Here is a 15,565-nt window from a genome sequence, read left to right on the forward strand (position 1 = left end):
CGTACGCCGGACCGGGCCGCCGGGCCCGGGCACCGGCCAGGACCCCAGGAGACGCCACGATGAAGCCCGTCGACCCCCGGCTGCTGCGGTACGCCACCGCGACCCGCGGCTTCCTGGCCGCCTCCGTCCTGCTCGGCCTCGCGGGCGCGGGCCTGGTCGTCGCGCAGGCGATGTTCATCGCCGACGTGGTGACCGGGGCGTTCCAGCACGGGCGCACGGCCGGGCAACTGGCCGTGCCGCTGGGCCTGCTGGCGGCCGCGGGGGCGGGGCGGGCCGTGGTGTCCTGGCTCACCGAACTGACCGCGCACCGCGCGAGCGCGGCCGTGAAGTCCGAACTGCGCAGGCGGCTGCTGGACCGGGCCACCCGGCTCGGCCCGGACGCGCCGGACACCGGCGAACTGACCAGCCTGGCCACGCGCGGAGTGGACGCGCTCGACGCCTACTTCGCCCGCTACCTGCCGCAGTTGGGGCTCGCGGTCGTGGTGCCGGTCGCCGTGCTGGCACGTATCGTCTCCGCCGACTGGATCTCGGCGCTCGTCATCGTCCTCACGCTGCCGCTCATCCCCCTCTTCATGGCGCTCATCGGCTGGGCCACCCAGTCGCGCATGGACCGGCAGTGGCGCCTGCTCTCCCGGCTCTCCGGGCACTTCCTCGATGTCGTCGCCGGGCTGCCGACGCTCAAGGTCTTCGGCCGCGCCAAGGCGCAGGCCGAGTCGATCCGGACGATCACCGCCGACTACCGGCGGGCCACGCTGCGGACGCTGCGCATCGCCTTCCTCTCCTCCTTCGCCCTGGAGCTGCTCTCCACCCTGTCGGTCGCGCTCGTCGCCGTCGGGATCGGCATGCGGCTCGTCGACGGCGAACTCGACCTCCGCACCGGCCTGATGGTCCTCGTGCTGGCGCCCGAGGCCTATCTGCCGCTGCGCCAGGTCGGCGCGCAGTACCACGCGGCCGCCGAGGGCCTGGCGGCCGCCGACCAGGTCTTCGCGGTGCTGGAGACCGAGCCGGCCGCGGCCGGCACGCTCCCGGCCCCGGACGCGCGCACGGCGGCGCTGACCGTGGAGCGGCTCGTGGTCCGCTACCCGGGCCGGGCCGAACCCGCCCTGGACGGCGCCTCGTTCGAGGTGCGGCCCGGGGAGACGGTGGCGCTCGTCGGGCCGAGCGGCGCCGGCAAGTCGACGCTGCTGAACGTGCTGCTGGGCCTCGCCCGGCCCACGAGCGGGCGGATCCTCGTCGGCGGTACGGATCTGGCATCGCTCTCCCCCGAAAGCTGGCGGAACCAGGTGGCCTGGGTCCCGCAACGGCCGCATCTCTTCGCCGGGACCGTCGCCGAGAACGTACGGCTGGCCAGGCCCGGCGCCACGGACGCGCAGGTGCAGCACGCACTGCGCGAAGCCGGTGCGCTCGACTTCGTCTCCATGCTGCCCGACGGCACTGACACCCGGCTCGGCGAGGACGGCGCGGGCCTCTCCGCCGGGCAGCGCCAACGCATCGCGCTGGCCCGGGCGTTCCTGGCCGACCGGCCGGTCCTGCTGCTCGACGAGCCGACCGCGGCCCTCGACGGGGAGCACGAGGCGGCGGTGGTGGACGCGGTGCGCCGGCTGGCGGCGGGCCGCACCGTGATCCTGGTCGTGCACCGCCCGGCGCTGCTCGCGGTGGCGGACCGGGTGATCCGCATCGCGCCGGGGACCGCGCCCGTGCGTTCCTCCGCCCGTGTGGAGGAGCACCGTGCTGCTGCCGAGCCCTCCGGTCCCGTCGACGGGCGCGCGGACGGCCGTGCGGAGACACGGAACCCCGGGCGGAGCGCGAACCCCCTGGCCCGGGTCCGGGCCGCGGGCAGGCCGTACCGCAACCGCCTGTCCCTCGCCCTCCTCCTCGGCACGCTGGCCCTGGGCAGCGCCATCGGCCTGATGGCGGTCAGCGGCTGGCTGATCTCCCGGGCCTCCCAGCAGCCCCCGGTGTTGTACCTGATGGTGGCCGTCACCGCGACCCGTACGTTCGGCATCGGCCGTTCCGTCTTCCGCTACGCCGAGCGCCTGGTCTCGCACGACGCGGTGCTCCGCATCCTGTCGGGCCTGCGCGTCGCGGTCTACGCACGGCTGGAGCGTCTGGCCCCCGCGGGTCTGCGCGAGACGCGGCGCGGTGACCTGCTGTCCCGTCTGGTGGCCGATGTGGACGCCCTGCAGGACTACTTCCTGCGCTGGCTGCTGCCGCTCGGCTCCGCCGTCGTCGCCGGGGCGGCCTCGGTGGGCTTCACCGCGTGGCTGCTCCCGGAGGCGGGTGCGGTGCTCGCTGCGGGGCTGCTGGTCGCGGGAGTCGCCGTTCCGGCGCTGTCGGGTGCGGTCGCCCGGCGTGCCGAGCGGCAGCTGGCGCCTGCGCGCGGTGAGTTGTCCACCCAGGTGGTCGACGTGCTGTCCGGTACGGCCGAGTTGACGGTTGCGGGTGCTCTGCCCGCGCGGCTGGAACGGCTGGACCGTGTCGACAGCACGCTCACCCGTATCGCCCGCCGCGCCGCTGCGGCCACCGCGCTGGGCTCCGGCCTGTCGGCGCTGGCCTGTGGCGCGACGGTGGCCGCTGCCGCCTGGGCGGGTGTCCAGGCGGTGCACGACGGCCGCCTCGGCGGGGTGTGGCTGGCGGTGGTGGTGCTCACCCCGCTGGCCGCGTTCGAGGCCGTGGCGGGGCTGCCGCTCGCGGTGCAGTACCGGCAGCGGGTGCGGCGCTCCGCGGAGCGGGTGCACGAGGTGCTGGACGCGCCCGAGCCGGTGCAGGACGGCACGGAGCCGGCGCCGCAGTCGCCGTTCCCGGTGCGGCTGACGGATCTGACGGTGCGGCACCAGGGACAGTCCGCTCCTGCGCTCGACGGCTTCGCGCTGGAGCTGACGGCCGGCCGCCGGGTGGCCGTGGTGGGCCGGTCCGGAGCGGGCAAGTCCACCCTGGCGCAAGTGCTGTTGCGCTTCCTGGATGCGGAGGCCGGTACGTACACGCTGGACGGCCGTGAGGCGGCCCGCATGGACGGCGACGCGGTGCGGCGGCTGGTGGGCCTGTGCGCGCAGGACGCCCACATCTTCGACAGTTCCCTGCGGGAGAACCTGCGGCTCGCACGCAGGGACGCAGAGGACGGCGAACTGCGCGCAGCACTGCGGGCGGCGCGCCTGCTGGAGTGGGTGGACGGTCTTCCGCGCGGGCTGGACACGCTCGTCGGCGAACAGGGTGCGCGGCTGTCCGGCGGCCAGCGGCAACGGCTCGCGCTGGCCCGGGCGCTGCTCGCGGACTTCCCCGTCCTGGTCCTGGACGAGCCCGCGGAACACCTCGACCTGGCCACTGCCGACGCGCTGACCGCGGATCTGCTGGCGGCCACGGAGGGCCGGACGACCGTCCTGATCACGCACCGGCTGGCGGGGCTGGAGGCGGTGGACGAGGTCGTCGTCCTGGAGCAGGGGCGGACGGTGCAGCGGGGCTCGTACGGTGAGCTGGCCGCTGCCGAGGGGCCGTTCCGCCGGATGCTGGAGCGGGAACGGGCGGCGGACGCGCTGGGGGCGTCGGTGACATCCGGGGCGTCCGACGCGACGGACACCACCCATCGGCCGCTTTCCATGGCAAAAGGTACTTATTAGTCTCGTGGCATGGCAGCCACGGTGCACTCCTCCGACCCGCAGGACTCCTCGGCCCCTCAGGGCGTGATGGATCCGCTGGCCATTGCCACGGAGGCCACCCGCAGCCTGCAGGGCATGTCGACGGAACTCACCGCGCGCGTCCCGCAGCTGCTGGAGGCCATGCGGTCCGTCGGCACCGGGCTGGAACTGCACAGCACGCTCGACCGCATCGCCGAGACGGCAGCCGAACTGGCCGATGCGCGCTACGCCGCCATCGGCGTCATCGACTCCACCGGCGAGGGCCTCGCGGACTTCATCACCCACGGGGTCACCCGGGAACAGCGCGAGCGCATCGGCGCCCTGCCGGACGGTCACCGCGGACTGCTGGGCGCGCTGATCCACCAGCCCGCCCCGGTCATGCTCTCCGACCTGTCCTCCGACCCGCGGTCCGCCGGCTTTCCGCCCCACCACCCGCCGATGCGCACTTTCCTGGGCGTACCGATCCGGGTCGAGGGCGAGATCTTCGGCAACCTGTACCTCACCGAGAAGCGCAGCGGCGGGGAGTTCAGCATCGCCGATCTGAACATGGTGAAGATTCTTGCCACCGAGGCCGGCATCGCGATCGGCAACGCGCGCGTGCACGACGAGAGTCGGCAGCGGATGCGCTGGATCGACGGTTCCGTTGCAGTGACCACGGCTCTGCTGTCCGGCAGCGACGCGGAGGACGCCCTGGCCGTCGTGGCCGAACAGGCGCGCAGGCTCGCCGATTCGGATGCGGGCATCGTGCTGCTGCCGGACGACGACGGCGGCCTGGAGATGGTGGCGGTCTCCGCGGAGGACCCGGCCGGACTGCTGGGGACGGTGATACCGCCGCACAGCCCGGTCGTGGGGCAACTGCTCGCCGGGGAGCCCGTGTTCATCGACGACTCCGCCACCGACCCGCGCATGATCACGGCGGTCGCACCGCGCTTCGGCCCGAGCATGCTGCTGCCGCTCAAGAGCGGCGACCGCGTGCTCGGCACGCTCGCCACGCCGCGGCGCCGAGGCGCCCGCAAGTACACCCCTGCCGAGCGCAGACTGGCCGCCCAGTTCGCCGCACAGGCCGCTCTCGCGCTCGTCCTCGCTGAGGCGCAGCGCGACCGCGAGCGGCTGGCCGTCTACGAGGACCGCGACCGCATCGCACGGGATCTGCACGACCTCGTCATCCAGCGGCTGTTCGCCACCGGACTGCTGTTGGAGAGCGCGCAGCGCAAGGCGGCCGAGCCGGACGTGCACGAGAAGGTCGGCCAGGCGGTGGACGAGCTGGACGTGACGATCCAGGAGATCCGTACGGCCATCTTCGCGCTCCAGCAGGGGCCGACCGAGGCGCCCGCGGGGCTGCGCACGCGCGTGTTGCGGGAGACCGGCACGGCGGCCGTGCCGCTCGGCTTCCACCCCTCCGTGAACTTCATCGGCCCGGTCGACTCCAAGGTCGGCGAGCGCACCGGCAAGAACCTCATCGCCGCCCTGCGCGAGGCGCTGTCCAACGCCTTCCGGCACGCGCAGGCCACCAGGATCGACATCGTCGTCGACGTCACCGCCAGGCTGCCGGACGGCCGGGAGGCGGTACGGCTGACCGTGGCCGACGACGGGATCGGCATCCCGGAGAGCGGCCGCCGCAGCGGACTGCGCAACCTGGCCAAACGGGCGGAGTCGCTGGGCGGCTCCAGCGCGTACGGGCCCGGGATCGGGGAGGACGGCGGAGGAACCCGCGTGACGTGGGAGGCGCCGCTGTAGCGCTGCTGCGGCGCGGCTGCCGGGGTTTGCGCGGCGCGTCCCCGGTCGGCCGCACGCTTGTCCTCCGAACGGTCCTCTGCGGGGGCGCGCGGGCGGGGTGCGGGACAAGATCGCGTCCATGCGACACCGTCATCGTGTGTATCGCGGGGGAGCCGCCCTGTGCTCCCTGTGCGTGGTGGCCGCCCCGCTGTTCGGCTCGGGGCCGTCCGCCGCCCACGGGGCTGCGGCGCGGGTGCCGCACCTCGGCTCCGAGGTGTTCCGGCTGACCCAGGAGGCGGGCCGGGCGCGGCTGCGGTACGAGCGCGGGGTGCGTGCGGCGCAGGAACAACGCCTGCAGGCCGACAAAGCGGCCCAGTTGCTGCGTGGACAACGGATCGTGGCAGGCGCGTTGCACGACGACGCCGGTGCCCTGGCCCGTGCGCAGTACCGCACCGGAGGCTTCACCGTCCCGGCCGGTGCCGCTGTGGCCGAGGATCCCTTCGAACTGCTGGACGTCCAGTCGACCGAGACCGGCCGGCGCACTCTGCTGGCGCGGATGCTGACCGAGGCGGACGACCGGAGCCGTTCCCTGGCGGCCCAGGAGGAGACGTCCGCCGCCTCCTGGCGTGCGCTCGAGGCCGACGCCGGGCGGCTGGGCGAGGAGAAGCGTGCGGCGGAGGACCGGCTGGCGAACGCGCGCAGCGAACTGGACGGCATGGCGGAGAGCGCCGTCCGCACCGGCAGCTGCGTGCCGATGGACCGTTCCTCTGTCCAGGGCGGCGTGGAGGATCCGGACGCCGGCCGGCCGGGTGCGGAGATCTCGCCGAGCGGCTGGACGCGACCGGTGGTCTCCTACGAGCTGTCGGCCGGGTTCGGCGGCACGGGCGCCAACTGGCAGGGCGGGCACACCGGTCAGGACTTCGCCGTCCCCATCGGCACACCGGTGCGTGCGGTCGGCGCCGGCACGGTGGTGGCGGCCGGGTGCGGCGGGGCGTTCGGCATGAGCCTGGTGGTCCGGCACGACAACGGCTGGTACTCCCAGTACGCCCACCTGTCCGCGGTGTTCGTCTCGCCCGGGCACCGGGTGCGCGCGGGCGAGTGGATCGGGCTCTCCGGGACCACCGGCAACTCCACCGGCCCGCACCTGCACTTCGAGATCCGCACGACACCCGAATTCGGCTCTGCGGTCGAACCGTTGGAGTGGCTGCGCTCCCGCGGGGTGCACGTGTGATGCCGCTCGGGCGATGCGCGGCGTACGCGCGCGTGTCCCGTCGGCTTGCGTGTTGCGTCAGCTCACGTGTTCCGTCAGACCGTGCAGCAACTGCTCGATGACGAGGGCGACTCCGTCCTCGGTGTTGGCCGCCGTGCGGTTCGTGCAGGCGGCCAGCACCTCGGGGTGCGCGTTCGCCATGGCGTAGGACGTGCCCGCCCAGGTGAGCATCTCCAGGTCGTTCGGCATATCCCCGAACGCGACGACCTCCTCCGGGGAGATGCCGCGCTCGGCACAGCAGCGGGCCAGCGTGCTGGCCTTGCTCACACCCGCACCACTGATCTCCAGCAGGGCGGTCGGGCTGGAGCGGGTGACGCAGCCGTGGTCGCCGGCCGCCGTGCGGGCCAGGGCGAGGAACTCGTCGGGGGTGAGCACCGGGTGGAAGGCGAGCAGCTTGATGATGGGGTCCGGCCGGCCGTCGCCACCGGTCAGCAGCGCCTCGGCGGAGGGGACGACCCTGGCGGAGTCGAGCTGGAACGGCGGGTAGTGCGGCTCGTAGTGGAGACCGGTGGTGCACTCGACGGCGAACGAGGCACCGGGGGCCGCGGCCCGCACGGCCTGTACGACCGCGAGCGCTGCGGTCGTCTCCAGCGGGCGGACCTCCAGGAGACGGCCGCCGTCGTGGAGGTCGACGACCACGGCCCCGTTGGCGCATATCGCCAGGCCGTGGCCGTGCACGTGCTCGCTGACCACATCCATCCAGCGGGCCGGGCGACCCGTGACGAAGAAGACCTCGACGCCCGCCTCCTCGGCGGCGGCCAGGGCCGCGACGGTGCGGTCGGACACCGTCTTGTCGTCGTGCAGCAGCGTGCCGTCGAGGTCGGTGGCGATCAGCCTCGGAGTGACGGTGGCTGGTCTCCGGCGCGCGGCCGGCGTCTCGGGCTGCTCGGTAGCTGAAGTCACGGTCCCATTCTCGGTCACGGGGCGGACGCGGGCGCACAGACGTTGGTCGGGCGCGTACGGGTACGGACATGATGGCGCCGGGTGCCTTCCCCGGGCAGCCGGCCGCCACACGCACTCGCCATACGCACCCGTCATATCCGGCTGGCACCGGCCGCGCTCCGGGGGCCGGGTGTCGGACCCTGCCCTTAGGCTCGGTGTCATGCGACTGAGCACCGTGATCCTTCCCGACCGCCGCTGGTCCGAGGGCGGCCGTGCCTCCTGGCAGCGTGCCGAGGAGCTGGGCTTCCACACCGCTTACACCTACGACCACCTGTCCTGGCGCAGCTTCCGGGACGGCCCGTGGTTCGGCGCGATACCGACGCTGACGGCCGCGGCGGCCGTCACCTCCCGGCTGCGGCTCGGCACCCTGGTGACCTCCCCCAACTTCCGTCACCCGGTCACGCTCGCCAAGGAGCTCATCTCCCTGGACGACATCTCCGGAGGCCGGATCACGCTGGGCATCGGCGCCGGGGGCTCCGGCTTCGACGCCACGGCGCTGATCGAGGAGGGGCAGCAGCCGTGGACGCCGCGCGAGCGCGCCGACCGCTTCGCCGAGTTCGTCCCGCTGCTGGACCGCCTGCTCACCGAGGACGTCGTCTCGTACAAGGGCGAGCACTACTCCGCGACCGAGGTCCGCAACATCCCCGGCTGCGTGCAGCGCCCCCGGCTCCCCTTCGCCGTCGCGGCCACGGGCCCGCGCGGCATGCGCCTCGCCGCGCGGTACGGGCAGGCCTGGGTGACCACGGGCGACCCGAAGATCGCCGAGACGGGCACCCCGGAGCAGTCCCGGGCCGCGGTCGCCGGACAGATCGAGCGGCTCGGCGAGGCCTGCGACCGGGCCGGCCGGGACGTCTCCGGCATGCACAAGGTGCTGCTGACGGGCTTCGCCCCGGAACGGCCGCTGGAGTCCTTCGACGCGTTCACCGACTTCGCGGGCCGCTATGCGGAGCTGGGCATCGACGAGATCGTGCTGCACTGGCCGATCGCCGATTCGATCTTCGAGTCCGACGTCGCGGTCTTCGAGAAGATCGCGACGGAGGGCCTCGCAGGACTCTGAGCGGACCCGCGCCCCGGAAGGGGCGCGGGGAGCTGCACAGCACTTGGCCCCGGCTTTACGCCGGGAACAGGCGCCGCGAGGGAGAATCGGGGCAGAGGCACCTACTGGGGGCACGGTTCGCAGAGCCTTGGAGGTTCCCCATGCAAGGCACTCGCTTCGCTCCCGACCGGGGGCTGGCCACCCGCATGGTGAGCACGATGTTCTTCATCGGGCTGCTCTACGTCGTCTTCGTCGGTGTGCTGGTGGTGCTGCTGCGCGGGGCCTGGCCGATGGTCCTGATCCTCGCGGGCGGCCTGTTCGTGGCGCAGTTCTGGTTCAGCGACCGCATCGCGGCCTTCGGCATGGGGGCCCGCGAGGTCACCCCGGAGCAGGCGCCCGAACTGCACGGCGCCGTCGACCGGTTGTGCGCGCTCGCGGACATGCCCAAGCCGCGGGTGGCGATCGCCGACAGCGACGTGCCGAACGCCTTCGCCACCGGCCGCAGCCGGAAGAGCTCGGTGGTGTGCGCGACGACGGGACTGCTGCGCAGGCTGGAGCCGGAGGAACTGGAGGGCGTGCTGGCGCACGAGCTCTCCCACGTGGCCCACCGCGACGTGGCGGTGATGACCATCGCCTCGTTCCTGGGCGTGCTGGCCGGGCTCATCACCCGGATCGGGCTGTGGGGCGGCTTCCGCCGGGTCGGCGGCCGCGACAGCAACACCGCGATCGTCATGGTGCTGATCCCGCTCGTCAGCGCCGTCGTCTATGCGATCAGTTTTCTGCTCACCCGGATGCTCTCCCGCTACCGCGAACTGTCCGCCGACCGCGCCGCCGCACTGCTGACGGGCCGGCCCTCGGCGCTGGCCTCCGCGCTCACCAAGGTCACCGGGCAGATGGCCCGGATCCCCACGCGCGACCTGCGGCAGGCCGAGCCGTTCAACGCCTTCTACTTCGCGCCCGCATTCTCCAAGGACAGCCTGGGCAGGCTGTTGTCCTCCCACCCGACGCTGGAACAGCGGCTGGAGCAGCTCGGCCGGATCTCGGCGGAGCTCGGGCGTGGCTGACAAGCGTTCCGGCCGGCAAGGGTTCCGGCTGAAAAGGGTTCGGGCTGAAAAGGAGTTCTGATCCGTGGGTCTTCTGGACGTCATCCTCGGCCGCAGCAAGCCGGTCCGCCCGGACCTCGACCAGCTCTTCGGCCTGCCCTCCGCCGCCGTCACCCTCCAGGCGGGCGCCGGTTTCACGCCGACCGGGCTGGGCTCGGTCTGCTTCGCGAGTGTGGAGGGCGGGGCGTTCGCCCGGCTCCAGCAGGACGTACGGGCCTTGCTGGATGCCGACGCCGACGCCGAACGGGGCGGGGCGCCCGTGGAGTTCGGCTCGGACGGCTACGGCTACACCTGGCTGCTCGCGCGTCGGCCGGTCGACGATCCCGCGGCGCTGGTCAACGACCTGCACGCGGTCAACACCCTGTTGCAGGAAGGCGGGTTCGGGCCGCAGCTGCTCTGCTCGCTGATGGGGTTCCGGGACGCCGGACAGCGGTCCCTCGCGCTCGTCTACCTCTACAAGCGCGGCACCTTCTACCCCTTCGCGCCCGCGGCGGGCGGCGGGGACAAGCGGGACAACGCCCTGGAACTCCAGGTGCGGGCACTGCTGGAGAACGACCTCCGCATCGAGCAGGACCTGGCCCGGTGGTTCCCGGTGTGGGGCGCTCCCGGGCTGTGAACCCCGCCGGTTCCGGCCCGGTTCAGCGGATGATGCCGCTGAGCCAGGGCGTCATGCCGCCGCCGTGCGCCATGGTGACGACTTCCTTGTAGGTGATGTCGCCGGGCAGGGACACGATGAGCCGGGCGAAGGGCGGATACCAGGTGGTCTTCACCCGGGCGCGGCGCGCCAGGACGGCGTCCAGGAACGCCGGGGCGTGCGCGGTGGGGACGTCGTGGAACGTGATGCCCTCCACGGTGATGTGGCTGTCGCCCTCGGAGAAGACCTGGATCTCGATCTCCGGGCTCCCGGGCAGCTCGATCAGGGCCTCGTGCGGCAGCGAGCCGTCCTCGTCGGTGACCGCGAACGCGCCCGCTGCGCTGCGGCGTGCGGACTGGTCGGCGCCGACGGCGTGTTCCACGAGGAACTCGCGGCCGTACCGGTCCGCGGTCTCGCGGAGGGCCGTGACGGCGGCTTCGGTGCTGGGGAACGGCGGCAGGCCGGCGCTGTGGTCCATGTCGGTGGATCTTGCCGCAGGAGCCCTGTCGAGGGCCAGTGACCTCAGCTTTTTCCGGCCTCGGCCTCGGCCGCTCCCGCCCCGCCGAGCTGCTCGACCGCCCACCGGGCCCACTCCTCCTGCATGGCGCGGAGGCGGAGGCCGTACTCCAGGGCCAGGCGGCCGTTGACGGACAGCGGGCCGTCGTCCCAGTCGACCTTCTCCCCCACCTGCTCGAGCTCGGCGCGCAGCGCGGCGGCGCGCTCGGCCTCGGTGGCGAGATAGGTGACGGCCTCCAGCGGCGTGAGCAGGTCGAGGAAGAAGACCCGCAGCAGCGCCTCGTTGCGGTGCGACCGCTCCGGCCGGGTCTCGGCCAGCCAGTGGCGCAGCTCGGCGCGGCCCTCCGCGGTGATCGCGTACTCCTTGCGGCCGCGGGGGCCCTCCGCCGAGACCTCCAGCAGCCCGGCCTTCGCGAGCTTGCCCAGCTCGCCGTACACCTGGCTCTGGGTGGCGGGCCAGACGTTGGTGAGCGAGGTCTCGAACCGCTTCATCAGGTCGTATCCGCTGGCGGGGCGTTCCGCGAGCAGGCCCAGCATCGCGTGTCTCAGGCTCATGACCCCAGCCTACATTCCAGTCTTGACACGTCAAGGCTGGACCTTCTACTTTTGACATGTCGAAGTTGGAGTGTCGACGGTGCGGTCCGAGCGTGAGCGCGGCGCCGTTCCATCGGCTTTCTTCTGGGGGGACCTCTCGTGAATTTCCTGAACTATCTGCGCGGCTTCATTCCCTGGATCGCGTTCGCTGCCGTGTCCGTGGCGGGCTGGCAGTGGGCTGCTGCCGCAGCGCTCGTCGTCGGTGCGGCACTGCTGGTCGCGCAACGCCGCGGGGGGACAGCGGCGGACTCGCTGATCCTGGAGCACAGCACGATCGTGTACTTCGTCGCGCTGACAGCCCTGGCCTTCTCCCTCCCGCACAGCGGCCTGCGGCACTACGGCGGAGCCATGTCGTTCGGCTGGCTCGCCCTCACCGCCTGGGCCACGCTCGCCGTCGGCAGGCCCTTCACCACCGGCATAGCCAAGCGCCAGACCCCGCCCGAGATCTGGGACCACCCGGTGTTCCGCCGGATCAACGTGGTGATCACCGCCGTCTGGGCCGCCGCCTTCACGCTGACGGCCGTGGCGATGGCCGCCGTCACCGCCGCAGGGCTCGGCAGTGTCGTCTCCGTCCCGGTCCAGGTCGTCGGCTTCGTCCTGCCTGCTCTGTTCACCGCTCGATACCCTGAGCGAGTCCGAGCGCGGGTCCGGGCCACCAAGGCGGCGCTGTAGCAGGGAAGTTCGCCCCCGCGACCCCCACGACCACCGCGACCGCCGTCGCAATGACCGCTCGCCGACCATGCACGCGACTCCGCAGAACTCCCAGGAGGTCCGCACCATGACGACCGCACCCGCACACCTTGCCGGGAACTTCGCCCCGGTGAGCAGAGAACTGACCGCCCACGACCTCCCGGTCACCGGAGCGATCCCGCCCGGGCTCACCGGCTGGTACGTGCGCAACGGCCCCAATCCGAACGAGGCGGCCTCCGCCCACTGGTTCTTCGGCGACGGCATGGTCCACGGGGTCCGCCTGGAGGGCGGCCGCGCCACCTCCTACCGCAACCGCTGGGTCCGCACGTCGAGCTTCACCCACGGTGCCCCCATGCGCGACGAGAACGGACGCCGCGATCTCGCGGCAGGGCGCGCCAACACCCATGTGGTGCGGCATGCGGGGCGCACGCTGGCCCTGGTCGAGTCGTCCTTCCCCTACGAACTGGACTTCAGGCCGGGGCAGGAGCTGGGGACCGTCGGCCCGCACGATTTCGGCGGGCGGCTGAACACCCCGATGACCGCCCACCCCAAGACCTGTCCCGACACCGGCGAGCTGCACTTCTTCGGGTACGGCGGGCTTGAGCCGCCCTACCTGACCTATCACCGTGCCGATGCCCAAGGCGAGTTGACCGTCAGTCGGCCCGTCGACGTGTCCGCGCCCACGATGATGCACGACTTCCATCTCACCGCCCGCCATGTCGTCTTCATGGATCTGCCCGTCGTCCTCGACCGCGACCGCGCCTCGAAGGCGGGCAGCGGACTGCCCTACGTCTGGGATCCCGGCTACGGGGCGCGGCTGGGCGTGCTGCGCCGTGACGATCCGCACGGGGAGATCCGCTGGCTGCCGATCGATCCCTGCTATGTCTTCCACGCGCTCAACGCCCATGACGAGAGCGATGCCGACGGCGAGCGGATCGTGCTCCACGTGGTTCGCTACCCGCACTTCGGAACCGCCGGGCTCGGGGCTGCCGCCCCGGCGCTGTGGCGCTGGACGGCCGACCTGACCCGCGGCACGGTGACCGAGGAGCAACTGGACGACCGGCCCGTGGAGTTCCCCCGCATCGACGACCGGCTGGCCGGACTTGCCGCGCGGTACGGCCATGCCACCGTCGCCGCGGTGCCCGAAGTCGAGGCCGTGCCGAGTGAGCTGCTGCGCTACGACCTGCTCACGGGGGCGGTTGCGCGGCATGCGTTCGGTCCCGGCCGCACGCCCTCCGAGGCGGCGTTCGCGCCTGCGGACGACCGGCCCGGCGGGCCGGGATGGCTGCTGATGTATGTGCACGATGCCGCCACCGACACGAGCGACCTCGTCATACTCGACGCCGACGACGTCGGCGCACCGCCCGTGGCCACCGTGCACCTGCCGCAGCGCGTGCCGCACGGCTTCCACGGCAACTGGCTGCCGGACTGCTGACCCGGCACCGCCTCAACTGCGGTCGGCCAGTGCGTCCATGGTGCGGGCCTGCACCTCGCGCTCCGCGGCGGCGGCTATGAACGCCTCGGTGCGCTCCGGTTCCGGCCCGACCAGGGCCCGCACGGCGTGGACAGTGCGGCAGGGGAGCCGCACCGGTTCCACGACGGGACCGGGGGCGGAGGGGGAGGGGGCGGCTGCCGGGGCGGCCGGGGCGGTCTGAGGGGGGCGCCCGGCCGGGGCTGTCGGCGGCGCATCCGTCGCCGCATCCATCCCATCCGCCGCATCCGTCGCCGTCTCGTCCAGGTGGTGGCGGAGGTACTGGGTGGCCAGGGTCCGCATGGCGCGGGCCAGTTCGGCGTCGACGGTCTGCTGGGCGAGCGGGCGCAGCCGCCGCACCAGGGTGGCGGCCTCGGCGGCCTCCTCGTCGGAGGGCGGGTGGCCGAGGTACTGCCCGAAGACGTGCTCGGTGGTGAAGTCGAGGAAGCGGCCGGCGATGTGCTCGACCTGGGTGCGCAGTTCGCGGAGGTGCCCGGAGATGGCGGGCAGCGGCACCCCCGCCGCATGCAGTTCGGCGGCGACGGCCAGCTCCTGGGGGCTGGGGACGAGGAAGACGTCCGGGGTGTCCGGCAGCCGCTCCAGGACACCGAGGTCCACCGCTTCGGCCACTGCCTCGTCGTCGTGCGCCCCGCCGAACCGCTCGTTCAGCTCCGCGCGCGTGATCCGGCCGGCCTTCTCGTCGGACCACGGTCCGTCGACCTCCGCCACGAGTCCGAGGATCCCGCCGAGCCCGCGGCCCGCGTCCCAGGCCTCCAGCAACTCCTTGATGCTGGCCAGGGTGTAGCCGCGCTCCAGGAGACCGGCGATCTGGCGGAGCCGGTTCAGGTGGCCTTCGCCGTAGACGTTGGCCCGGCCGCGCCGCTCCGGCTTCGGCAGCAGTCCGCGGTCCTGGTAGGCGCGGATCGTGCGGACCGTGGCGCCGCTGTGGTGGGCCAGGTCCTCGATCCGGTACTCGGTGGCGGCCGGTCCGGGCCGCACGGCCTGCCGGTGCCGTGCGGTCTCGTCAGGGTGCTCGGTCAAGGGTGTTGCTCCTCACGAAAGGGCTGCCCGGCCCAGGGCGCCCGCGGCGGTCCGGGCCGCGGGGGAGGTCGCCAGGTAGTCGACGGCCCTGCGCAGCGACCCCTCCTGCGAGGGATGGTACGACCGCCGGCAGTAGCGGGGCACGGCCCGGCCCAGCTCGCGCCAGGACGGCAGAAGGCCCTTGGCCACGGCCTTGTTGTGCTCGCGCAGCGAGTAGCGCAGTCGGCCCGCAAGCACGGGGTCGTGCCGGACGAGGTAGCGCGTGCCCCAGGCCCACAGGTACAGGAGCACGGGGGCGGTGGCCGCCATGCCCAGGAGCCTGCGGGCGTAGCGGGCGTTGCCGTCGCCGCCGCAGTGCTCGAACATGTCGAAGGCCACCGACCGGTGTTCGACCTCCTCGGCGCCGTGCCAGCGCAGCAGGTCGAGCATCACCGGGTCCGGGTCGGCCCGGTCGAGCTCCTCCGCCCGCAGCACCCAGTCGCCCAGCACCGCCGTGAACTGTTCGACCGCCGCGATCAGCGAGAGCCGGAAGCGCAGCCACTCGCGCTCGGTGAGCGGCATCCACGGCGGGGGCTTCTCGCCGAGCAGGACGTCGAAGAAGAAGTCGACGTGCCGGGTGTACGGGCCGGTGTCCAGGCCCTGTTCGGCCAGGTGGGTCAGGACGTAGGAGTGCTGCACGCTGTGCGTGGCCTCCTGGCCCATGAAGCCCTTGACGTCCTTGAGCAGTTCCTCGTCGTGGACGAGCGGGAGGGCCTCCTTGAAGACCTTGACGAACCACCGCTCTCCCGCGGGCAGCAGCAGGTGCAGCACGTTGATCACGTGGGTGGCGGTGGGCTCGTCCGGTATCCAGTGCAGAGGCGTCTCCTGCCAGTCGAAGGAGACTCTTCTGGGGGCTATGCGGTAGTTCATGGTTCTGCCTC

13 protein-coding genes are annotated in these 15,565 nt (G+C 72.9%); 8 read left to right on the forward strand and 5 right to left on the reverse strand.

Annotated elements, in window-relative coordinates; all coding sequences use genetic code 11:
* Positions 1–59 precede the first annotated feature (59 nt).
* The 3 genes from cydD to ACWD4B_RS11395 all read left to right on the forward strand — a co-directional run bounded on the left by cydD (position 60) and on the right by ACWD4B_RS11395 (position 6,579).
* Complete coding sequence (gene cydD / locus ACWD4B_RS11385; RefSeq protein ID WP_451420527.1) at positions 60–3,614, forward strand: thiol reductant ABC exporter subunit CydD; 3,555 nt, start codon at positions 60–62, stop codon at positions 3,612–3,614.
* 21 nt (positions 3,615–3,635) lie between these two features.
* Positions 3,636–5,369 carry a sensor histidine kinase gene (locus ACWD4B_RS11390; RefSeq protein ID WP_451420572.1) on the forward strand — a complete coding sequence of 578 codons (1,734 nt, stop codon included), beginning with the start codon at positions 3,636–3,638 and terminating at the stop codon, positions 5,367–5,369.
* A 136-nt stretch (positions 5,370–5,505) separates the two neighbouring features.
* Positions 5,506–6,579 carry a peptidoglycan DD-metalloendopeptidase family protein gene (locus ACWD4B_RS11395; protein ID WP_451420528.1) on the forward strand — a complete coding sequence of 358 codons (1,074 nt, stop codon included), beginning with the start codon at positions 5,506–5,508 and terminating at the stop codon, positions 6,577–6,579.
* Between the two features lie 57 nt (positions 6,580–6,636).
* On the opposite strand, the gene ACWD4B_RS11400 is transcribed toward ACWD4B_RS11395, so the two are convergent.
* Complete coding sequence (locus ACWD4B_RS11400) at positions 6,637–7,521, reverse strand: HAD family hydrolase (protein ID WP_451420529.1); 885 nt, start codon at positions 7,519–7,521, stop codon at positions 6,637–6,639.
* Between the two features lie 199 nt (positions 7,522–7,720).
* On the opposite strand from ACWD4B_RS11400, the gene ACWD4B_RS11405 reads away from it, so the two are divergent.
* The 3 genes from ACWD4B_RS11405 to pspAB all read left to right on the forward strand — a co-directional run bounded on the left by ACWD4B_RS11405 (position 7,721) and on the right by pspAB (position 10,315).
* Positions 7,721–8,617 carry an LLM class flavin-dependent oxidoreductase gene (locus ACWD4B_RS11405; protein WP_451420530.1) on the forward strand — a complete coding sequence of 299 codons (897 nt, stop codon included), beginning with the start codon at positions 7,721–7,723 and terminating at the stop codon, positions 8,615–8,617.
* A gap of 140 nt (positions 8,618–8,757) precedes the next feature.
* Entirely contained in the window at positions 8,758–9,660 is a 903-nt protein-coding gene (gene htpX / locus ACWD4B_RS11410; RefSeq protein ID WP_336410351.1) for a zinc metalloprotease HtpX, read from the forward strand.
* Between the two features lie 64 nt (positions 9,661–9,724).
* The gene (gene pspAB / locus ACWD4B_RS11415; RefSeq protein WP_451420531.1) at positions 9,725–10,315 is read left to right on the forward strand and encodes a PspA-associated protein PspAB; all 591 of its coding nucleotides are present in this window, start codon (positions 9,725–9,727) and stop codon (positions 10,313–10,315) included.
* A 22-nt stretch (positions 10,316–10,337) separates the two neighbouring features.
* Here pspAB and ACWD4B_RS11420 read toward each other — a convergent pair whose 3' ends face one another.
* Both ACWD4B_RS11420 and ACWD4B_RS11425 read right to left on the reverse strand, forming a co-directional pair.
* Positions 10,338–10,811 carry a hypothetical protein gene (locus tag ACWD4B_RS11420; protein WP_451420532.1) on the reverse strand — a complete coding sequence of 158 codons (474 nt, stop codon included), beginning with the start codon at positions 10,809–10,811 and terminating at the stop codon, positions 10,338–10,340.
* Positions 10,812–10,855: 44 nt separating this feature from the next.
* Positions 10,856–11,404 carry a PadR family transcriptional regulator gene (locus ACWD4B_RS11425; RefSeq protein ID WP_451420533.1) on the reverse strand — a complete coding sequence of 183 codons (549 nt, stop codon included), beginning with the start codon at positions 11,402–11,404 and terminating at the stop codon, positions 10,856–10,858.
* A 138-nt stretch (positions 11,405–11,542) separates the two neighbouring features.
* On the opposite strand from ACWD4B_RS11425, the gene ACWD4B_RS11430 reads away from it, so the two are divergent.
* Complete coding sequence (locus ACWD4B_RS11430) at positions 11,543–12,115, forward strand: hypothetical protein (protein ID WP_451420534.1); 573 nt, start codon at positions 11,543–11,545, stop codon at positions 12,113–12,115.
* Between the two features lie 106 nt (positions 12,116–12,221).
* Positions 12,222–13,568: a carotenoid oxygenase family protein gene (locus ACWD4B_RS11435; RefSeq protein WP_451420535.1), complete on the forward strand. Its 1,347-nt coding sequence runs from the start codon at positions 12,222–12,224 to the stop codon at positions 13,566–13,568.
* Positions 13,569–13,580: 12 nt separating this feature from the next.
* Here ACWD4B_RS11435 and ACWD4B_RS11440 read toward each other — a convergent pair whose 3' ends face one another.
* A complete protein-coding gene (locus tag ACWD4B_RS11440; RefSeq protein ID WP_451420536.1) occupies positions 13,581–14,645 on the reverse strand; it encodes a MerR family transcriptional regulator in 1,065 nt (354 codons plus the stop codon).
* Between the two features lie 12 nt (positions 14,646–14,657).
* Positions 14,658–15,554, reverse strand: a complete 897-nt coding sequence (locus ACWD4B_RS11445) for a metal-dependent hydrolase (protein WP_451420537.1) — start codon at positions 15,552–15,554, stop codon at positions 14,658–14,660.
* Positions 15,555–15,565: the final 11 nt, after the last annotated feature.

Source organism: Streptomyces sp. NPDC002536, from assembly GCF_053594995.1.

What these genes read in the sequence shown, in the direction of transcription:
- cydD (WP_451420527.1), top strand. Translation starts at nt 60, where the DNA reads ATGAAGCCCGTCGACCCCCGGCTGCTGCGGTACGCCACCGCGACCCGC.
- ACWD4B_RS11405 (WP_451420530.1), top strand. Translation starts at nt 7,721, where the DNA reads ATGCGACTGAGCACCGTGATCCTTCCCGACCGCCGCTGGTCCGAGGGC.
- htpX (WP_336410351.1), top strand. Translation starts at nt 8,758, where the DNA reads ATGCAAGGCACTCGCTTCGCTCCCGACCGGGGGCTGGCCACCCGCATG.
- ACWD4B_RS11420 (WP_451420532.1), bottom strand. Translation starts at nt 10,811, where the DNA reads ATGGACCACAGCGCCGGCCTGCCGCCGTTCCCCAGCACCGAAGCCGCC.
- ACWD4B_RS11425 (WP_451420533.1), bottom strand. Translation starts at nt 11,404, where the DNA reads ATGAGCCTGAGACACGCGATGCTGGGCCTGCTCGCGGAACGCCCCGCC.
- ACWD4B_RS11435 (WP_451420535.1), top strand. Translation starts at nt 12,222, where the DNA reads ATGACGACCGCACCCGCACACCTTGCCGGGAACTTCGCCCCGGTGAGC.
- ACWD4B_RS11445 (WP_451420537.1), bottom strand. Translation starts at nt 15,554, where the DNA reads ATGAACTACCGCATAGCCCCCAGAAGAGTCTCCTTCGACTGGCAGGAG.